The organism is Flavobacterium sp. 9 (assembly GCF_002754195.1).
Classification (GTDB): Bacteria; Bacteroidota; Bacteroidia; order Flavobacteriales; family Flavobacteriaceae; genus Flavobacterium.
Genome location: NZ_PEEU01000001.1, coordinates 910,405 through 930,084, shown reverse-complemented (window position 1 = coordinate 930,084; position 19,680 = coordinate 910,405). Strand labels below are relative to the sequence as shown.

Annotated in this window: 11 protein-coding genes; 9 read left to right on the top strand and 2 right to left on the bottom strand. The window is 34.8% G+C overall.

Annotation, left to right across the window (positions count from 1 at the left end; all coding sequences use genetic code 11):
- The first annotated feature begins 25 nt into the window (after positions 1 to 25).
- The 3 genes from CLU81_RS03260 (at position 26) to CLU81_RS03250 (ending at position 6,236) form a co-directional block, all read left to right on the top strand.
- Positions 26 to 1,039, top strand: a complete 1,014-nt coding sequence (locus CLU81_RS03260; protein ID WP_099708518.1) for a LacI family DNA-binding transcriptional regulator — start codon at positions 26 to 28, stop codon at positions 1,037 to 1,039.
- Positions 1,040 to 1,303: 264 nt separating this feature from the next.
- Positions 1,304 to 4,639 carry a SusC/RagA family TonB-linked outer membrane protein gene (locus tag CLU81_RS03255; RefSeq protein WP_099708517.1) on the top strand — a complete coding sequence of 1,112 codons (3,336 nt, stop codon included), beginning with the start codon at positions 1,304 to 1,306 and terminating at the stop codon, positions 4,637 to 4,639.
- A gap of 31 nt (positions 4,640 to 4,670) precedes the next feature.
- Positions 4,671 to 6,236 (top strand): SusD/RagB family nutrient-binding outer membrane lipoprotein, encoded by a 1,566-nt coding sequence (locus tag CLU81_RS03250; RefSeq protein WP_099708516.1) that lies wholly within the window; start codon positions 4,671 to 4,673, stop codon positions 6,234 to 6,236.
- A 441-nt stretch (positions 6,237 to 6,677) separates the two neighbouring features.
- On the opposite strand, the gene CLU81_RS03245 is transcribed toward CLU81_RS03250, so the two are convergent.
- Entirely contained in the window at positions 6,678 to 7,646 is a 969-nt protein-coding gene (locus CLU81_RS03245) for a M20/M25/M40 family metallo-hydrolase (protein WP_099708515.1), read from the bottom strand.
- Between the two features lie 113 nt (positions 7,647 to 7,759).
- Positions 7,760 to 9,424 (bottom strand): GLPGLI family protein, encoded by a 1,665-nt coding sequence (locus tag CLU81_RS03240; protein ID WP_099708514.1) that lies wholly within the window; start codon positions 9,422 to 9,424, stop codon positions 7,760 to 7,762.
- Positions 9,425 to 10,007: 583 nt separating this feature from the next.
- On the opposite strand from CLU81_RS03240, the gene CLU81_RS03235 reads away from it, so the two are divergent.
- From CLU81_RS03235 to CLU81_RS03210, 6 genes are all read left to right on the top strand, one after another.
- Entirely contained in the window at positions 10,008 to 12,191 is a 2,184-nt protein-coding gene (locus CLU81_RS03235) for a glycoside hydrolase family 3 N-terminal domain-containing protein (RefSeq protein WP_199174546.1), read from the top strand.
- 104 nt (positions 12,192 to 12,295) lie between these two features.
- The gene (locus tag CLU81_RS03230) at positions 12,296 to 14,560 is read left to right on the top strand and encodes a GH92 family glycosyl hydrolase (RefSeq protein WP_099708513.1); all 2,265 of its coding nucleotides are present in this window, start codon (positions 12,296 to 12,298) and stop codon (positions 14,558 to 14,560) included.
- 271 nt (positions 14,561 to 14,831) lie between these two features.
- On the top strand, positions 14,832 to 15,737 hold the full coding sequence (locus tag CLU81_RS03225; protein WP_099708512.1) for a metallophosphoesterase: 906 nt from the start codon (positions 14,832 to 14,834) through the stop codon (positions 15,735 to 15,737).
- Positions 15,738 to 15,873: 136 nt separating this feature from the next.
- Entirely contained in the window at positions 15,874 to 17,163 is a 1,290-nt protein-coding gene (gene fucP / locus CLU81_RS03220) for an L-fucose:H+ symporter permease (RefSeq protein WP_099708511.1), read from the top strand.
- Between the two features lie 16 nt (positions 17,164 to 17,179).
- The gene (locus CLU81_RS03215) at positions 17,180 to 18,835 is read left to right on the top strand and encodes a UxaA family hydrolase (protein ID WP_099708510.1); all 1,656 of its coding nucleotides are present in this window, start codon (positions 17,180 to 17,182) and stop codon (positions 18,833 to 18,835) included.
- A gap of 74 nt (positions 18,836 to 18,909) precedes the next feature.
- A complete protein-coding gene (locus CLU81_RS03210) occupies positions 18,910 to 19,674 on the top strand; it encodes an SDR family NAD(P)-dependent oxidoreductase (RefSeq protein ID WP_099708509.1) in 765 nt (254 codons plus the stop codon).
- Positions 19,675 to 19,680: the final 6 nt, after the last annotated feature.

The following is a 19,680-nucleotide window of genomic DNA, read 5'->3' as shown; positions in this document are numbered from 1 at the left end:
AACTTTAAGATAATATTAACTTTTGATGAAAAAAAAGATCACTATTAAAGATATCGCGAAAGCTGCAAATGTATCGGTTACTACGGTTTCATTTGTTCTGAATGATAAAGGGGAGAAGATGGGGATCAGTAAAGAAGTGATTAAGAAAGTTCTTAAAGTTACTGAAGAAATGAAGTTCAAACTCAATATGATCGCAAGTAGTTTGAGAACGGGAAAAACAAGATCTATTGGGCTTATTGTGGAAGATATTTCAAATCAATTTTTTTCTGATTTGGCAAGAGTAATCGAGAGGGAGGCAATAGATTTAAATTACAGAGTTTTTTATTGTAGTACTGGCGGAAATGATGAGCGTGCGGTCGAGTTAGTTAATAGTTTATTGCAGGCTAATGTTGATGGTTTTATTATAACTCCTACAGAGAATATGAAAAAAACTATCGATCGATTGTTAGAACTTCAATGTCCGGTTGTTTTGCTTGACAGGTATTTTGAAGAGCAGGATGTAAGTCATGTCGTTCTGGATAATTTTGAAGGAGCCCAAACTGCTATTCATTATTTTTTGAAAAAAGGATTCGAAAAAATTGCATTTGTTACTAATTCCTCGGAGTTGATTCAGATGAATTTAAGAAAGCAAGGATATGTGAATGCTTTAAAAGGAGTTGGTTTATATGATAATTCCAGAGTTTTGGATTTGGAGTATCACATCACTGAAGAGGAGCGAATAGAAAAGATCTCTGAATTTTTGAGTAATAATACAGAAGTTGACGCTGTTTTGTTTAGCGCAAATTATTTGTTGCTTGCCGGTTTGCAGTCATTTAGAAGATTAGGGCTAAAAATCCCTACTGATAAAGCAGTAATTAGTTTTGATGATCACGACAGTTTTAGACTGCATTCTCCTTCTATAACTGTTTTATCTCAGCCAATCGAAGAGATGGGAAAAAAAACTGTAATGTTATTGATGAAGCAAATGAATGAGGGAACTAATTATAAGATTGAGAAAGAAAAGAAAAAAGGCAGTCTAACTATAAGGGAATCGGTTTAATAATTGCGCCCTTTTTTTTAAAACAAATTACTAAAACGATATAGTAGTATATAGAAGAAACTCAGAATGACTAATCAAATTATTAAACAAAAAAACGCTTATGAGGTAAAAGAAAAAGAGAAATGTTAAACGAAACTTAATTGTTACCAAATCCTTGATCAGGGAAATTAGGTAATAGAAAATTAAAGGTTTTAGTTTCATATTTTTTAAGAAATCAAACCTTTTAATTAAAAAAATTACAAACCAAACCAAACCAATTTAATTATGAGAAAACTGTTATATGAATCACTGTTAGTTTTTCTAATGGTATTGTGCTCTCAAGGAGTGAGCGCACAAAACAAAACAATCTCCGGAGTAATTACAGATAGTGCAAATATGCCTATTCCATTTGTTACTGTTAAAGAAAAAGGAACGAAAGTAGAAGCGTCAGCTGATGAAAATGGAGCATTTACAATTTCAGTAAAAGAAGGAGCTACTATCATCGTAAGCCTTATTGGCTTTAAAACAACAGAACTAAAAGCTGTTGATGGAATGAAAATTAAATTAGCAACTGCGACTAACGAACTTGATGGCGTTACAGTTACTGCTTTAGGACAAACTAAAAAGAACAAATCAATTGGGTATGCTACAAGTGTTATTAAAGCAGATGCATTAGTAAAAACAGCTTCGCCTACCATTGCTAATGGTTTGTACGGTAAGGCACCAGGTGTGCGTATTAGTTCTACTCCAGGTGGAGCCGGAGCAATCAATATTCAGATTCGTGGTATAAACTCAATAACCGGTAGAAATCAGCCACTTATTATTTTGGATGGTGTGCCTATTCGTGATGGAGAGGTTAACAACAATGATTATTGGAACCAACAACGTGTAAAAAATAATGGTTTAGCCGATATTAATCCTGAAGATATTGAGAATATTTCGATTCTTAAAGGAGCTTCTGCTGCTGCATTATATGGTTCTGAAGCTGTAAACGGAGTTGTATTGATTACTTCTAAATCTGGTAAAGGAAAAAAAGGATTAGGTATTGACTTTAGTACTAGTTACTCTGGTAATGAAATTGCATACTTGCCTAGATTTCAATACGAAAGAGGACCAGGTTGGACAAATGCGAATTATTCTACAGGATATTTAGCTCCAGACGGATTTGCTCATTATGATGTAGATGGTAATGGTACTTTTGAAACGAGAGGAGTTTCAAATAGTGGTAATAACTTTGGTCCTTGGTTTGACGGTAAGCCTGTTATGACTTGGGATGGAGTAATTCGTCCTTACTCAGCTCAAAGAGATGGATACAAAAATATGTTCCAAAATTCATGGGATTCGACAACAAACTTTGCGCTTTCAAATAATACTGAAAACAGTAGTATTCGTTTTTCTTACACACGTATTGAATCAGAAGCATTAAGTATGGGGAACAATAACAAAAAGAATAATTTTAACCTAAATGCGTCATTCAAAACAGGTAAATTAAAAACGGATGTTATTGTGAGTTATATGAATCAAAATTTACAGAACCGTACTTTTGCTATGGATCGTTTGGTTAATAACTTTACTGGTATGCTTAGCCCATTTGATAATGGTGATTGGTACAAAGCTAAATACAAAACTAGTTTAGGGTACAAATACGTAATAGGTAAAGATACTCAAAGCTTAACTCCAATTGAAAATATTTACCGTAATGGTTTCAGAGGAGATATTGCTGATTATTTTTGGAATACAGGTGCTAAACAGCAAGATGAGATTACAAACCGTTTAATCGCAAGTGTTACTGAAACGCTTTCTGTTACCAAAGATTTAGCATTACGTGGTCGTGTTTCGACTGATTTAACTGCAATAAATATTGAGAATAAAAATCCAGTAGAAGTACCTTTGGTTTATGAATTTGGAAACGAGGGAGATCGTTCAGGTTCTTTTATGATGGAAGGTCAGGATTATAATATTCTTTATGGCGATTTATTAGCGACTTACAACAAAAAAATCAATGAAGATTTTGGTATAAATGCTGTTGTTGGTTATTCTGCTACAAGAGAAACTTACAGAACATTATCTCGTTCTACTAAAGGTGGTTTAAGTGTTGAAGGATGGTATGATCTAAAATCTTCTATAGGTATCGCTACTAGTGATTCAAAAAGAGAAGAGACTTTAAAAGATGCTGTTTTTGGAACTTTAAGCGGAAGCTTCAGAAATTATTTGTTTGTTGAAGGAACTATCAGAAGAGACCGTACTTCTACAATGAACCCAAATAATAATGCCTTTACTTATCCTTCTGTAAATTCAAGTTTTGTATTATCAGATGCGGTAAAATTGCCAGACTTTATCAGTTATGCAAAAATGCGTGGTTCTTGGGGTATTGTGGGTAGCTATCCGGGTCGTTATGGAGCAAATGTGGCATTCATACAAAATACATTAGGAACTCAGGGAACTCCAAATCCAGTGTTGACTACAAATTCTCAAGACAAGTATGGAAATGAGGGAATCAAACCTGAAATGAAAAATGAATACGAGCTTGGTTTTGAAACTAAATTCTTCGACAGAAGATTAGGATTAGATTTTTCTTATTATAATGCAAAGATAAAGGATCAGATTCTTGATTTGACTTTGGCACCAACGACTGGAGCTAGTAGTATCCTGGCTAACGTAGGAGAGTTGAGTAATAAAGGATTTGAAGTTGCTTTGACAGGTTCTCCTTTCAGAACAGCGAATTTTTCTTGGGATGTAACTTTAAACTGGGCAAAAAATATCAACAAAGTTGTAAAATTGGCTAACGGTGCAACAGAATTATTACATGCTGATTATGATGGGTCTGCGGCTCAATTGAAATCTGTAGTAGGTGATCCAATGGGAGGTATTTATGCACACCCTGTTAAAACTGATGCTAGTGGTAAAGATATGGTTGACTCTGATGGATTCTTAATGATTGATGGAGATAAATGGGTAAAATACGGAAGTGCTATGCCTAAAGGTGTAGGAGGATTATTAAACTCATTTACTTATAAAAGTTTCACATTAGATGTAAATATAGATTATTCTTATGGAGGTTCTTTGATGCCAACAGGTATTAACTGGATGACTGCAAGAGGATTGACAGAAGAATCATTGAAATACAGTACAAATGAGCGTGGTGGTTTAACGTATTATATGGAAAATGGTAAAGGAGTTCAGGTTCCTAATAGCGCAACTGCAGGACCAGGAGGTCAGGTATTATACCGCGATGGTATGTTAATGAACGGTGTAACTGCAGATGGTTCTCCAAATACAAACGTAATTTCTCAGGCAGGTTATTATAACATGACTTACAACTGGGGAGGTCCTCAATACAGCAGCTCACGTTATGAATTGTATATTCAAAAGAATGATTATGTTAAATTAAGAGAGGTATCTCTTGCGTTTAATGTGCCAGCGGCTTATGCAAGTAAATTTGGCGCTACAAAATTGAGTTTGTCTTTCTTCGGTCGTAACTTGTTTTATATCTACAGAACAATTAAGGATATGGATGCTGAAGCAACTACAGCAGGAACAAAATGGACTCAAAACGTAAACAATGCAGGATTAACTCCTTCTACAAGAAGTTATGGAGTAATGTTAAGAGCATCTTTCTAATTGGATAAATTATAATTAAAAAATAGACAACATGAGAAAATTATTATATATATCATTTGCGACAGCAGCAATTTTTCTAGGCTCTTGTTCAGAGAGTGATTTTGCAGATGCGTATAGAGATCCGGAAACAGTAACAACGACAACTGTGCCTAAACAGTTTGCCGGTTTCATGAAAATTAACTTTGAGGATGTAATCCCATCGTATTGGAATTATTTTACAGTAATAAGAACGACTTCTTTAAGCTATACTCAGGCTCATGGATTTGTTAATTCAACAGGTCGTTATGTTGTAGGAGAAGCTGGAAAAGACAGATGGAACAGGTATTACAAATTCATTGCTCAATATAGAGAGTTAGAAAAAGTGATGGGTTCTTTATCTCCTGCTGATCAGGCAGCGAATAGAATCTACATGATTACGGCAACCATTTATTTGTATGATCATACGTCAAAAATGATTGATAATTTTGGAGATATTCCTTTCTCTGAAGCTGGTAAAATTAGTATGACAGGTGGTGATTATAGTAAAGCAGCTGCTAAGTATGATGGTCAAACGGAGCTTTATGTTAAGATGTTAGACGATTTGAAAGCTTTTTCTACTGAATTAAATACAATTACTTTGGCTACCGGAGTAGAAACAGTATTTAAAAATCAAGACCTGATTAATAAAGGAAACTTGGTAAGCTGGAAAAACTACTGTAATTCTTTACGTTTGAAAATGTTAAACAGAGTTTCTGCAGTTCCTACTTTATCAGCCAGAGCTAGTACAGAAATGGCTGAGATCATTGCAGAAGGAAAACTTGTAGACGAAACCTCAGAGAATATTGCTTTCAAAGTTTATACTCAGGATACTGATTTAGATACCGCAGGTTTCTTTGATGCTTTAGAATCAGGAGGAAACAACATTGCCCCAAAACCAATGATTGATCACATGAATGCCAATAATGATCCGCGTGAACCTTGGTTGTTTGAAAAAGGAGCAAGCGCAACAGCTTATGTAGGACTTGATCCAACGCTTACATCCGGAGTTCAGGAGCAGTTAGTTGCTGATACTCAAATCGCAATCTACAATAGATCTGTAATCAGCAAAAATAAATGGTTACCAGGAACAGTTGTAAATGCTGCCGAAGTAAACCTGATTCTTGCAGAGTACTATTCAAGAAACGGAAATGCTGCTACAGCAAAAGTACATTTCGAGAAAGCGATCAGACAATCTATCGAATATTATGTAAGATTAGGAGACAAAGCTGATGTTCTTACCTGGAAACCAACTACTGAACCAACAGTGGCTGAGGTTGATGCTTATATTGCTAAAATTAACTTTGACGGAGCTACAACAGCTGCTGATCAATTGAAGTTGATTGCTTTTCAAAAGTACATTCACTACAATGTAATGCAAGCTGATGAATCTTGGGCGGAACAAAGAAGATTGAAACTTCCGGCATTTTATTTCATGGATGATGAGACAAGTTCAATTAGAAAAACTCCACCAACGCGTTGGACATATCCAAATTCTGAAAGAGTTTATAATACAGATAATTATAATAAAGTTAAAGACAAAGACGATTTAAATACTAAAATTTTCTGGGACGTAAAATAATTTCATTTTTAAGTTTAAATTTTGGTTAGTAATGAGAAAACCCCAAAGTCGATTTATAATTGACGATGGGGTTTTCTTTATAAATATATGTACCACTTTGTTTTATGCTTATAAAGAGTTGAAATGTGCCGTTAGGCACTAAATATTGGTAGAAAATAAGAATTGGAATAAGTTAAGTTTAGCGTGCCGTAGGTACGCAATATTTATCATTTTGTTGCGTATGCCAACGAATTCCGAACCGTTATGACTACCGATATCTCGTGCCTAATGGTGCAAATTATTGACTTTCAACTCTTGATTAGTATTATTTGTTATAGCACAAAAAAATCGGCGAACTTGCTGTTAATTTTAGCGCAGTTCGCCGATTTTTATTTAAAAATATGCTTTTACTTTCTTTCAATAATTGCTCTAAGTTAATATTAGAGAGAATGCTGAAGTATTCTAGTCTTGCTTAATAAAACTTAAAGATTGCCCATAATTTGCAATAGAAGTCAAGGCATTGTAAATGTATTGACAAACCAAAACTGCTCCTTCGCTGTTAATCAAAGCTGTATCATCTTCCGGAGTGTGATATTGTGGATGTCCGCCAGTATGTAATCCAATAGCAGAAATATTATTTTTGTAGAACGTAACATGATCAGAACCACCTACATCTCCTGCAAAAACAATTGGATTAAGTCCGCTGCCTTCGCCTAGTTTTTTCATTAATTCGACACCATCTGGAAAAGTACCAGCGCCGCCCATATACAATTCTTTTTTATCGTTCAATCTCCCTACCATATCCATGTTGATCATTACTTTTACAGCACTTTTATCTACCGGAAGGTGATTAACAAAATACTTAGAACCCAATAAACCTTCTTCTTCACCGCTAAAAGAAATAAAGATGATACTTCTTTTTGGAGCAATTTTATTATGATGAAGTTCTTCCAAAATTGATAAAAGGGCCGAAACACCAGAAGCATTATCATCAGCTCCATTATGAATTGCTATCGTATCTTTTTTCTTGCTGCCGGAACCTTTTCCGCCCCATCCCCAATGGTCATAATGTGCCCCAATCACGATGAATTCTTTTTTTAGATTTTCATCAGAACCTTCTATATAACCTACCACATTTTGAGTCGATACGCTATCCGATTTCATTTTGTTGATATCGGGTTTTATGAATATTTTGAACGGCTGATAATAATTGTTGTTGAATTTTTTCAATCCAAATTTTTTAAAATATTTTTTGATGTAAGCTGCCGCTTCATTGTTGCCCTTTGTTCCGGCAAGACGACCTTCTAACTTATCTGACGCCAAATAAGTATCGTGTTGAAGGAATCTTTTTGCTGAAAATGTTGATTGTGCGGTTCCTTTTTCAGTTGCTATAAAAGCGACAATAGAGAGGAAAATAATTTTTTTAAACATGATATTCAATGTAATTAATCTATATATTTTTTTAAATCGTTAACCCGGTTTTAAAATAGAAGAACCTTTAGTTCTTCATAAAATAAACCTCTGCAATTTTGGTACAGAGTAGTTTATTTTTCTCCAATCAAAAATCCGGATACATTCCAGGCGCTGCTGCTGGTTCCTTCAGGTTTTCCCATCGGAATCGAAACGTGAATCGTATGTTTTCCTGCCGAAAGATTTCCTAAATCAATCAAATTAGGATTGGTAGTTGTTCCCGGACACCAGTTAGAACGGCTTAAATCTGATGATGATAATCCATTACCAAAATTCCCAGAAGCGGGATTACTTAATCTGTATGAACCGCAATCGGTGCGCCACGGAGTAAATCCAAAAACTTCTTTGTTGTCAATAAAAATGGTATTCTTTTTTTGTAAAAACTCATCGCCATTTTCCCAGCCTCCATGACCAGTTGTAGTATAACTCAGTTTAAAATTTTTGTATCCTTCTGGTACTTCAAAAGTCATTTCGAGTCCTTTTTCGTTGTCAAACATTGTAGCGTAATCTTGTCCTGCCATTTCCATTACATTCAAAGTATTGAAAAGCGGCAAAATAAAATCGCCCTTCTCATTGTTATCTTCACCTTGGTGAATCGAAATATTCAAACTCGCTTTATGTCCGCCAGCATCATAATTACCAATAAACATCCCTATATATACTTCCTGATTGCTTAATTTAGGCTGTAATAATGAAATGTCCTGACGATAGAAAACACTATCCTGCCAAACCTTGTTTTTTAGTTGTAAATAATTGAAATGCTTCACACCAAAAGGAGTAAAAAAGCGCATCATTTCCAATAAAGGAGTATAGTCGTTAGTTCCCACAACACCTTGATATTTTTTACCGTTTCCGTTTTCATAAACGGGTAATGTCTGGACACCATTTTTTAATCCGTCCAGAAAAGAAGTTTTTTTATCAGTTGGAATCATAAAAACCGAACCAGTTCTGTCGTAAGCATCACCATTTGATTGTTGAGTTACATCGGCAAAAATGGCACTTCCTTTTTTTATTTCAGGAAATTTTACTTTTCGGACAATTATAGTTCCGCTTGCAAATCTAAAAATGCTGTCATTTGATTTTGCATCGCCTGCAAAATGAATTTGTTCTTTATTGAAAACAGCGATATTTACAAAACGGCTTTTCCATAATAGATCTTTATAAGTCAATTGATCAACGGTTTGAACCGCAGGGATTTTTAAAAATAATGGAATTGTTTTTAAAGTTTCGATTTTTGAAGCCGTAACTATAGAATTTCCATTGCGATTTGTTTCTAAAACCAAACCTAAATCTTGCCCCAATACACCAGGTCCTCCTTTTAATCCTAATTCATTCGTATACCAAATTTCAATTCTATTGGAGTTAACAGAAGTAACAGCTTTTTTGCAAACGTAGCCCAGAATTTTTTTGGTTTCAGTACTGAATTCAAATTTTTGCTTTCCTAAAGCTTCGGCGTCCTGACCTAAAATTGATTTGTTTACGGTTAATTGCGCCAATTGGAAAATCGTTTTGGTATTAAAATCTACAAAAGTCTGCTCGAATGGAAAATCTGCTTTTTTTTGCATGATTTTATCCGTCGTTATCAAACTCAAGTCTTTTGAAGTATATAAAAACAATGGATCCTGATTCTCGATCAGTTTTCCGTTGTAACTTCTTTGATAACTAACTTTAATTGTTTTTTGAGCAAATGACAAAGAGATTATGAAAAAGGCAAAGAATGTAAATAAAGTTTTTTTCATGTTGTGGTTTTGTTTGGTTTGTTGGTTTTTCTAGTTATTTTAAACGCAAAGTGCGTTAAGATTTAATTTTGCTTTACACACAGAAAACACAAAGTTTGCAAAGCCAGATTGATACAAAACTTTGCGAATTTTATGTTTTTATAAAACGATACCTTTAAAAAAATCTTAGCGAACTTTGTAGTTAAATCATCTTTAATTATAACGCTACAGGTTTTTTTTATTACTTTCGGATTAATTTACTAAATCGATTTTGTAAAAAACAAATATAGATAAATATCTGTATTTGAAAGAACAAAGAATTGAATAATAAACAAGTTTTGCTCTTTATATTTTATATGAATTAACAATATGATAAATGGAACCGGAAAAAGGAGAAGGCAATTAATAATTAAATAAAGATAATATCGAATTATTATATAAACGGAAGTAATTATATCTTTCAGTTTCTAAAAGAACAGGAATTTAATAGAAAATCTATGAGAATGACTTTTTGTCCGGGAGAAAAAGAAGTTATTTTTAAGAGGAACTATTTTCTGGTTTTATAATAAATAATAAGTGTTTGTATAATTAAAATAGATCAATAATGAATTGTTTAAAAAGCTACAGATTTATAATGTTTTTTTGTTTTTGCATTGGGATTATAAATGCACAACAAAAAGCATTTCCGTATAAAAATCAGAATTTATCGATTGATAAAAGAGTAGACGATTTATTGAAACAATTGACTACCGAAGAGAAAATTTCTTTGTTAGGATTTGAAAGCAAAGCAGTAAAGAGATTGGATATTCCGCAATATAATTGGTGGAATGAATCTTTACACGGATTAGCCAGAGCCGGAAAAGCGACCGTTTTTCCACAAGCGATCGGAATGGCGGCTTCCTTTAATGATAATTTATTAAATGAAGTGGCAAATGCTATTTCAACAGAGGCAAGAGCTAAGAATAATATGGCTGTTGCCAAAGACCGCCGTTTGCAATATATGGGATTGAATTTTTGGTCACCAAATATCAATATTTTCAGAGATCCGCGTTGGGGAAGAGGGCAGGAAACCTATGGAGAAGATCCTTTTCTTACCGGAAAAATGGGAACATCTTATGTCAAAGGATTACAAGGAACAGATTCAAAATACATGAAAACAGCGGCTTGTGCCAAACATTTTGCCGTGCACAGCGGACCTGAAAAAACAAGACATTCTATTGATGTTATTGTGGATGAAAAAGATTTGAGAGAAACTTATTTATACGCTTTCAAAAAATTGGTTGATGCCCATGTAGAAACTGTTATGTGCGCTTACAATCGAGTAAATTCAGAACCTTGTTGTACCGGGAAAACCTTATTAAAAGATATTTTACGCAATGAATGGAAATTTGGCGGACACGTTGTGACTGATTGTTGGGCATTACAGGATATTTATGATAGTCATAAAACCTTGCCAAATAGTGTAACTGTCGCAGCGGCAGCAATTAAAGCCGGAGTAAATATGGATTGCAGCGGATTGTTGCAAAAAGATGCAATCAATGCATTGAATCAGAAGTTGATTTCCCTAAAAGATATCGATAATGCATTAGCTCCAACTTTGCGTACACAATTCAAATTAGGATTTTATGACAAAGCAGAGGATAATCCGTATAGAAAATATGGAATAGACAGTATTGCCAATACGTACCACAGAAATCTTAGCCGAAAAATGGCAGAGCAAAGTATGGTTTTGTTGAAAAATGGAGAAGTAGGTGAGAAAAAAACAAAACTGCTTCCTTTGAAAAAAGAAGATTATAAATCGTTGATGGTTGTTGGTCCAAATGCAGCTTCGTTAGATGCTTTACTAGGAAATTACCATGGAATCACCGATAAAGCCGTAAATTTTGTAGAAGGAATTGCCGGAGCTGTAGATCCTGATACTCGTATAGAATATGATATGGGTTGCGATTTTAACGATACGACTAATTTTGGCGGAGTTTGGGCTGCTTCAATGGCCGATTTGACGATTGCAGTAATTGGTTTTACACCAGTTTATGAAGGCGAAGAAGGCGATGCTTTTTTGGCTGATGGTAAAGGCGACAGAAAAAATATGGATTTACCGGCTTCGCATATTGCATACATAAAAGCACTTCGAAAAGGAACTAAAACGCCTCTTGTGGCTGTAGTAACAGGTGGAAGCGCTGTCGATATTTCGGCGATTGAACCTTATGTTGATGCAATTGTTTTTGCGTGGTATCCGGGTGAACAAGGCGGAACGGCTTTGGCTAATCTGCTTTTTGGAAAAGTATCTCCGTCAGGACATTTACCAATTAGTTTTTATAAATCTTTCAGCGATTTACCGGATTATAGTAGTTATGCGATGAAAGGCAGAACCTATCGTTATTTTGATAAAGAAGTACAATATCCTTTCGGATTTGGATTAAGCTACACGACTTTTGGATACAATTGGGTTCAAAAACCGGAGAATATCAAAACTACTTCTGATAAAATTTCGATGCAAATTAAAATTGAAAACACAGGGCAATATGATGCAGATGAAGTAGCTCAGGTATATATCGAATATCCAAATGTAGACAGAATGCCTTTGAAAGAATTGAAGGCTTTCAAACGAGTGTCAATTTCTAAAGGAGATTCTAAAACAATCGCGTTAGAAATTCCGTTGGAAGAACTTCAAAAATGGGATGATGCTAAAAAACAATTCAAAATCTACGAAGGAAAATATAATGTAAAAATTGGTTCCAATTCTAGAGATGCAATGTTAGAAGCGAGTTTCGAAATTGTGAAGTAGAGAGAGGAATAAAGAAGCAAGATTATAGAGGAAAGATTATAGAAGCAAGATTATAGAATAAAGACTTTAGGGAGTAATGTTCTTGATATAAATGAAAAACAAACATGAATAAAAATTTAAAATCGGCATTTTTTGCAATTTTAGCGCTTTGCTATCTGCAAATGCAAAGTCAGAGTACTAAACAAAATTTGACACAATATGTAGATCCTTTTATTGGGACAGGATTTCACGGACACGTTTTCATGGGAGCAAATGTGCCTTTTGGAGCGGTTCAGTTGGGACCTGTAAACATATCACAAGGTTGGGATTGGTGTTCGGGTTATCATTATTCTGATCCTACTATTATCGGATTTTCGCACACACATTTAAGCGGAACCGGAATTGGTGATCTTGGAGATTTGCTTTTTATGCCAGCCGTTGGTAAAATTAACTTGAAAAAAGGAACTGCCAAAGAAATGGAAAACGGATATATTTCAGGTTTTGATCATAAAGATGAGGTTGCAAAACCAGGATATTATTCTGTTATTTTGAAGAAAAACGGAATCAAAGCCGAAATGACTGCTTCTGAAAGAGTTGGTTTTCAAAAATACACTTTCCCGGCTTCAGATAAATCACATATTATTTTAGATCTGGTTGAAGGAATTGGTTGGGATAAAGCGGTAGATACTTATATCAGAGTTAAAAATGATACTTTAATTGAAGGTTATCGTTTCTCAAAAGGCTGGGCTCCTGATCAAAGAATTTATTTCGCAGCAATTTTATCAAAACCCGCTAAAAAAATCCAATTGTACAACAATACAAAAGAGATGATAAATAAAGTGGTTTTGGGTGATAGTGCAAAAGCGGTGATTCAATTTTCGACTTTAAAAGATGAGGTAATTAAAATTAAAGTTGGAATTTCAGCTGTTAGCACTGAGAATGCTTTAATGAATATCAAAAAAGAAATTTCAGGTTGGAACTTCGAAAAAACAGCAACTGAGGCTGATGAAAAATGGAATAAAGAGCTGAATAAAATTGCAGTAAAATCGAATGATATCGCCAAAATGAAAACTTTCTATACTGCTTTATATCACACAATGATTGCACCTTCAACTTATAATGACAGCAATGGTGATTATTATGGTTCAGACAAACAAGTTCATAAAGCAGCCGGATTTACAAATTTGACAACTTTCTCATTATGGGATACTTATAGAGGTGCGAATCCTTTGTTTACCTTAACTCAAACCGAAAAAGTTTCGGATATAATCAATTCGATGTTGGCGATTTATCAAGAAACAGGACATCTTCCGGTTTGGCATTTAATGGGCAATGAAACCTATTGTATGCCTGGAAACAGTGCCATTCAGATTGTTGCCGATGCGTATTTAAAAGGAATCAAAGGAATTGACGGAGAATTGGCTTTCGAAGCAGTAAAAGCAACGGTAATGCAAGATGATCGTGGATTAAATTTCGTGAAAAAAATAGGCTACATTCCGGCAGATAGTTTGAGAGAATCGGTAGCAATTGGGATGGAATATGCAATTTCGGACGGAGCAATTGCTATGATGGCTAAAAAAATGGGCAAAACAGAAGATTATAATTATTTCTATAACCGCTCAAAAGCATACAGGAAATATTACGATGCTTCGACCACTTTTGTACGAGGAAAAGTCAGCGATACAGAATGGAGAACACCTTTTGATCCGTTTAAATCGGCACACATGAAAGATGATTTTGCCGAAGGAAATGCATGGCAATACACTTGGTTAGTGCCTCATGATGTAGAAGGGTTGATTGCAATGTTGGGAGGAGAAAAAACATTTACGAAAAAGCTGGATACTTTATTTACGATTAAAGGAGATATGGGAGCTGAGGCTTCAAGTGATATTACAGGTTTGATTGGGCAATATGCTCACGGAAACGAGCCAAGTCATCACATTACGTATCTGTATAATTTCGTGGGACAACCTTGGAAAACTGCAGAGAAAATACGTTACATCATAGACAATTTATATAGTGATAAACATGACGGATTGTGTGGAAACGAAGACGTAGGACAAATGTCGGCTTGGTACGTTTGGAGCGCCATGGGAATGTATTCTGTAAATCCATTCAACGGGGTTTATGTTTTTGGAAGTCCAACTATGGATGAATCAGTATTGAATTTGGTTGATGGAAAAAGCTTTACTGTGAAAGCATTAAACAACAATTCAAAGAATATCTACATTCAAAAAGCAACTTTAAACGGAAAAGCTTATACCAAAAGTTATATCCTTCATTCGGACATTATGAAAGGCGGTGAATTGATTTTTACAATGGGAGATAAACCGTCTAAAACTTGGGGAGTTTCTGCTAAAGACAGACCTTATTCTGTGAAAGCTGAATAGTTAAACTAGTAATCCTAATCAAGAATTGAAATGTGCCGTTAGGCACTAAAGATTGGTAGAAAATATGAATTAGAATAAGTTTAGCGTGCCGTAGGTACGCAATAGTTATCATTTTGTTGCGTACCTACGGCACGCCAGCGAATTTTGTACCGTTACGATTACCAATATTTAGTACCTAACGGCACAAAGTTTTTTTTGATTTCAATAAAGACCAAACAGTCCCGAAGCCTCGGGATAAAACTTGTTAGGTCTAAATATATCAAACTAGAAAATGAAAAGAAGAGAATTACTAAAATATATTGGTTTAACTGCCGGTACAGTTGCATTGACTGGTTCGGCATCTATTGTTTCTGCTGCAGAAAAAAGTTATAAATCTAAAAGAGTATTGCGTATTGCGCATATCACTGATGTGCACATCCGACCGGAAGAAAATGCGCCCGATCGTTTTGTAAAATGTTTGGAAGAAATAAAGAAACATAAAATAGATTTTTTCCTAAATGGAGGAGATACCATTTTTGCTGCTGATTATGGCAATATTACACGAGACAGAGTAAATGAATTATGGAAAGTTTGGTACGAAACGACCAAAGGAATAAGTGATTTTGAAATGCATAGTTGCCTTGGAAATCATGATATGTGGTGGGCTGCTCCGGACAAACAGGATTCGATGTATGGAAAGGACTATGTAGTAAAGCAATTAGGAATTCCAAATCGTTATTATAGTTTTGATAAAAAAGGATGGCATTTTATAATTTTAGACAGTAATAATGGCGAAGGTTCATTAGACGATGAACAGCGTTTGTGGTTAGAAAAAGATTTGCAGGCAATTCCTGCGAATACGCCAGTGGTTTGCATGAGTCATTATCCTATTCTTGCCGTTTGTACTCATGTTGACGGAGGAAACCACACCGATTCTAAATACATCAGCGATCTTTTTTATAAACACAAAGACAAAAAAATCACTTGCCTTAGCGGACATATTCATTTGCTGGACGAGGCCGTTTATAATAATGTACATTATTACTGCAATGGTGCTTTGAGTGGTTTTTGGTGGGAACCGGGAGATAAAGACTCCGCTGGAAAAAGCTATTATAAGCAAACGCCTCCGGGTTATGCCATTATAGATTTATTTGAAGACGGTTCTGTTAAAAATCAATATTTCCCCCATTCTTTTTGAGTATTTAAAAAATAAAACTTCATAATTTTAAAAAAAGACAATTACTAATTAAATAATGGTAATATTGAATTAATAAGTATACTGCAATCATTATAATTTTATAGTTCTAAAATAGAATAAATTTAATAAAAAACATATGGCATTGACAACTCAAATAGATGTTCAAAAAGATGTTAGTTCTAAAGAAAATAAAAAATGGTTGTTTCCTTTTATACTGGTAACCAGTTTGTTTTTTTTCTGGGGATTTGTACATAATCTAGATCCAATACTTATTCCTCATTTAAGAAAAGCATTTAATCTTACAGATTTAGAATCTTCTTTGATTGATTCCTCTGTCTTTATTGCCTATTTTGTTATGGCTTTGCCAGCCGGTTATATCATGAGAAAATACGGTTATAAATCCGGTATTATGATAGGATTGGTTTTGTTTGGTATTGGTTCGATTTTGTTCGTACCGGCTGCCAATTCACTGCAATATATTTACTTTTTAGGAGCTTTATTTGTTATAGCTTGCGGATTAACTTTCTTAGAAACAGCTGCAAACCCTTATGTGACAATATTAGGTCCGTCTGAAACAGCGACCAAAAGACTAAATTTTTCACAGTCATTTAACGGACTGGCTGCTTTTATAGCGCCTGCATATATTGGTCCAATGATTTTATCCGGAAAAAATTTAACTCAGCCTCAAATGGATGCGATGGCACCGGCAGAATTGCATGCTTATGTTTTGGAAGAAGCAGCAAGTGTAAAAATGCCTTATCTAATTTTGGGACTGATTATTTTGGCAGTAGCGTTAGTATTTTACTTCACCAATATGCCTGATGTAAAAGATGAAGATAAAGAAGGAGCAGACGGAGCAAGTTTTGCCGGAGCCTTGAAATCTATGCGTTTAAGATGGGGAATTTTAGCTCAGTTTTTTTATGTAGGAGCGCAGGTTTGTGTTGGAAGTTTTTTTATTAAAATGGCAACTACTTCGGCAGGTTTGGAAGAAGGTACTGCAGCCAAATATTTAGGATTTTATGGTTTGGCATTTATGATAGGACGTTTTGCCGGAACATTTTTCATGCAATATATAAAGCCAAGAAAACTATTAATCATTTATGCAATCATTAATATTCTCTTATCAATATTGGCAATAGTGGGAACAGGAATGATAGTAGTCTATACTTTAATAGCGATTGCATTTTTTATGAGTATCATGTTTCCTACTATTTTTTCAATGGGTATTGACGGACTCGGACATAATACAAAAATTGGATCTTCATTGATCGTAATGTCAATAGTTGGAGGAGCTTTACTTCCTCCGGTTTTAGGATTTATTTCAGATGTTACAGGAAGTATTCAAAATGGATATGTTGTTCCGTTGACCTGTTTTTCAGTAATACTATTGTTCGCATTTAACGGACATAAAACAAATAAAGCATAAATTCTATTTATATAATATGTTAGAAAACGAAGTTAAAAGATTGGTGGTGAAAATGCACCCGGAAGATAATGTGCTTGTAGCTTTAACAGATTTGGTAAAAGGAGAAAATGTGATTTTTGATAATCAGACTTATATCCTTCAAGATACTATTAAGGCAAAACATAAATTTTATACAGCAGATTTAAAAGCGGGAGCTGAAATAACGATGTATGGCGTTTTGGTTGGAAAAGTGCAAAATGATGTTGCTAAGGGAAGCCTAATGACAACAGATAATCTTAAACATGCCGCAGAACCTTATCAATATCGTGATGTTAATTTTGAATGGAAAGCACCAGATGTTTCAAAATATAAAGACAGAACTTTTAAAGGATATAAAAGAAATGACGGTCGTGTAGGAACTGCCAATTATTGGTTGTTTGTACCAACAGTATTTTGCGAAAATAGAAATCTTGACGTAATCCGTGAAGCTTTGCATAATGAGTTAGGATATTCAGTAAGCGATAAATACACACAATATACGCATAGTTTATTGGAGGCATTTAAAAAAGGAGAAAGTCTGGACACCATAAATGTTCAATTGGCTCCGGATATAAATACGAACCGCGTGTTTAAAAACGTAGATGGTATTAAATTTCTAAACCATCAGGGAGGTTGCGGAGGTACACGTCAGGATTCGGCTACCTTGAGCGCCTTACTGGCTTCTTATGCAAATCATCCAAACGTAGCAGGTATAACTGTATTGAGTTTGGGATGCCAGCATTTGCAAGTACAGGATTTTACAAATGATGTTAAAAAACAAAATGCATCTTTTGATAAACCATTATTTATTTTTGAGCAGCAACAATCTAAAAGTGAAGAACAATTAGTTGCCGATGCCATTAAAAAAACATTCGAAGGTTTAATCGAAATAAACAAACACGAAAGAGTTTCAGCGCCATTGAGCGAATTATGTTTGGGAGTTAAATGTGGTGGAAGTGATGGTTTTAGCGGAGTTTCTGCTAATCCGGCTGTGGGTTATGCTTCAGATTTACTGGTGGCTTTGGGCGGTAAAGTTTTGTTAGCAGAATTTCCCGAATTATGTGGAGTAGAACAGAATCTGATTGACCGTTGTATTTCAGAGCCAGTAGCTAAAAAATTCATTGATTTAATGCAGTCTTATGATGCTTTGGCACATAAAGTAGGTTCAGGATTTCACATGAATCCATCGCCGGGAAACATCAAAGACGGATTAATAACAGATGCTATAAAAAGTGCTGGAGCAGCTAAAAAAGGAGGGACAGCGCCAGTCGTTGATGTATTAGATTATACGGAACCAGCGACAAAAGCAGGTTTGAGTTTGGTTTGTACACCAGGAAATGATGTTGAAGCAACAACAGGAAAAGCAGCATCGGGAGCAACATTAATATTGTTTACAACAGGATTAGGAACTCCAACAGGTAATCCGGTTTGTCCTGTTATTAAGGTGGCTACAAATTCTATTTTGGCTCAAAGAATGAGCGATATTATTGATATTGATTGCGGTCCGATAATTAGTGGCGAAAAAACCATTGAAGAAATGGGCGAAGATATTTTGGAATATTGCATAAAAGCGGCTAGTGGAGAAATTATTCCAAAAGCGGTTTTGTTAAACCAGGATGATTTTATTCCGTGGAAACGTGGAGTATCATTGTAGTAATTATGAGATGTAAATTATAAACTCTCAAGACCTAAAAGTCTAATAATCTAAAGATCTAAAAATCTAAATATATGTTTTCATTACAAAACAAAAAAGCGGTTGTTACTGGTGGTGGCAGCGGAATTGGGAAAGCTATTTCAGTCTTATTTGCAAAGCAAGGAGCTGAGATACACATTATTGAATTAACAGAAGAAAGTGCTAAAACAGCTGTTGAAGAAATAAAAGCAAATGGAGGAAAAGTATTTTCACATGCTTGTAATGTAGCCAATCAGGAAGAAGTATTAGCAACATTCGAAAAAATTGGAAACATTAATATTCTCGTAAATAATGCAGGAATTGCTCATGTTGGAAAAGTAGAAACAACTCCTGAAGCAGATTTTGACCGAATTATGAATGTGAATGTAAAAGGAGTTTACAATTGTTTACATGCTTCGATACCACATTTTCGAAATACAGGCGGAGGCGTTATTTTAAATATGGCTTCGATTGCTGCTTGGGTGGGTATTCCGGATCGATTTGCTTATTCTACCGCCAAAGGAGCTGTAATGGCAATGACTTTGTCGATAGCCAGAGATTATATGAGTGAAAATATCCGTTGTAATTCTGTTTCTCCGGCGCGCGTGCATACACCTTTTGTAGATGGATTTATTGCAAAGAATTATCCGGGTCAGGAAGCTGAAATGTTCGAAAAATTATCAAAATCTCAACCTATCGGACGCATGGCAAAACCGGATGAAGTTGCAGCTTTAGCTTTGTTTTTATGCAGCGATGAATCCGGTTTTGTTACGGGTTGCGATTATCCTATTGATGGAGGTTTTATTAAATTAAATAACTAATTTATA

Bases quoted from the DNA above. Each gene is read 5' to 3' on its own strand.
- CLU81_RS03210 (WP_099708509.1), top strand. From the start codon at position 18,910: ATGTTTTCATTACAAAACAAAAAAGCGGTTGTTACTGGTGGTGGCAGC.
- CLU81_RS03255 (WP_099708517.1), top strand. From the start codon at position 1,304: ATGAGAAAACTGTTATATGAATCACTGTTAGTTTTTCTAATGGTATTG.
- CLU81_RS03245 (WP_099708515.1), bottom strand. From the start codon at position 7,646: ATGTTTAAAAAAATTATTTTCCTCTCTATTGTCGCTTTTATAGCAACT.
- CLU81_RS03240 (WP_099708514.1), bottom strand. From the start codon at position 9,424: ATGAAAAAAACTTTATTTACATTCTTTGCCTTTTTCATAATCTCTTTG.
- fucP (WP_099708511.1), top strand. From the start codon at position 15,874: ATGGCATTGACAACTCAAATAGATGTTCAAAAAGATGTTAGTTCTAAA.
- CLU81_RS03235 (WP_199174546.1), top strand. From the start codon at position 10,008: ATGAATTGTTTAAAAAGCTACAGATTTATAATGTTTTTTTGTTTTTGC.
- CLU81_RS03230 (WP_099708513.1), top strand. From the start codon at position 12,296: ATGAATAAAAATTTAAAATCGGCATTTTTTGCAATTTTAGCGCTTTGC.
- CLU81_RS03215 (WP_099708510.1), top strand. From the start codon at position 17,180: ATGTTAGAAAACGAAGTTAAAAGATTGGTGGTGAAAATGCACCCGGAA.
- CLU81_RS03250 (WP_099708516.1), top strand. From the start codon at position 4,671: ATGAGAAAATTATTATATATATCATTTGCGACAGCAGCAATTTTTCTA.
- CLU81_RS03225 (WP_099708512.1), top strand. From the start codon at position 14,832: ATGAAAAGAAGAGAATTACTAAAATATATTGGTTTAACTGCCGGTACA.
- CLU81_RS03260 (WP_099708518.1), top strand. From the start codon at position 26: ATGAAAAAAAAGATCACTATTAAAGATATCGCGAAAGCTGCAAATGTA.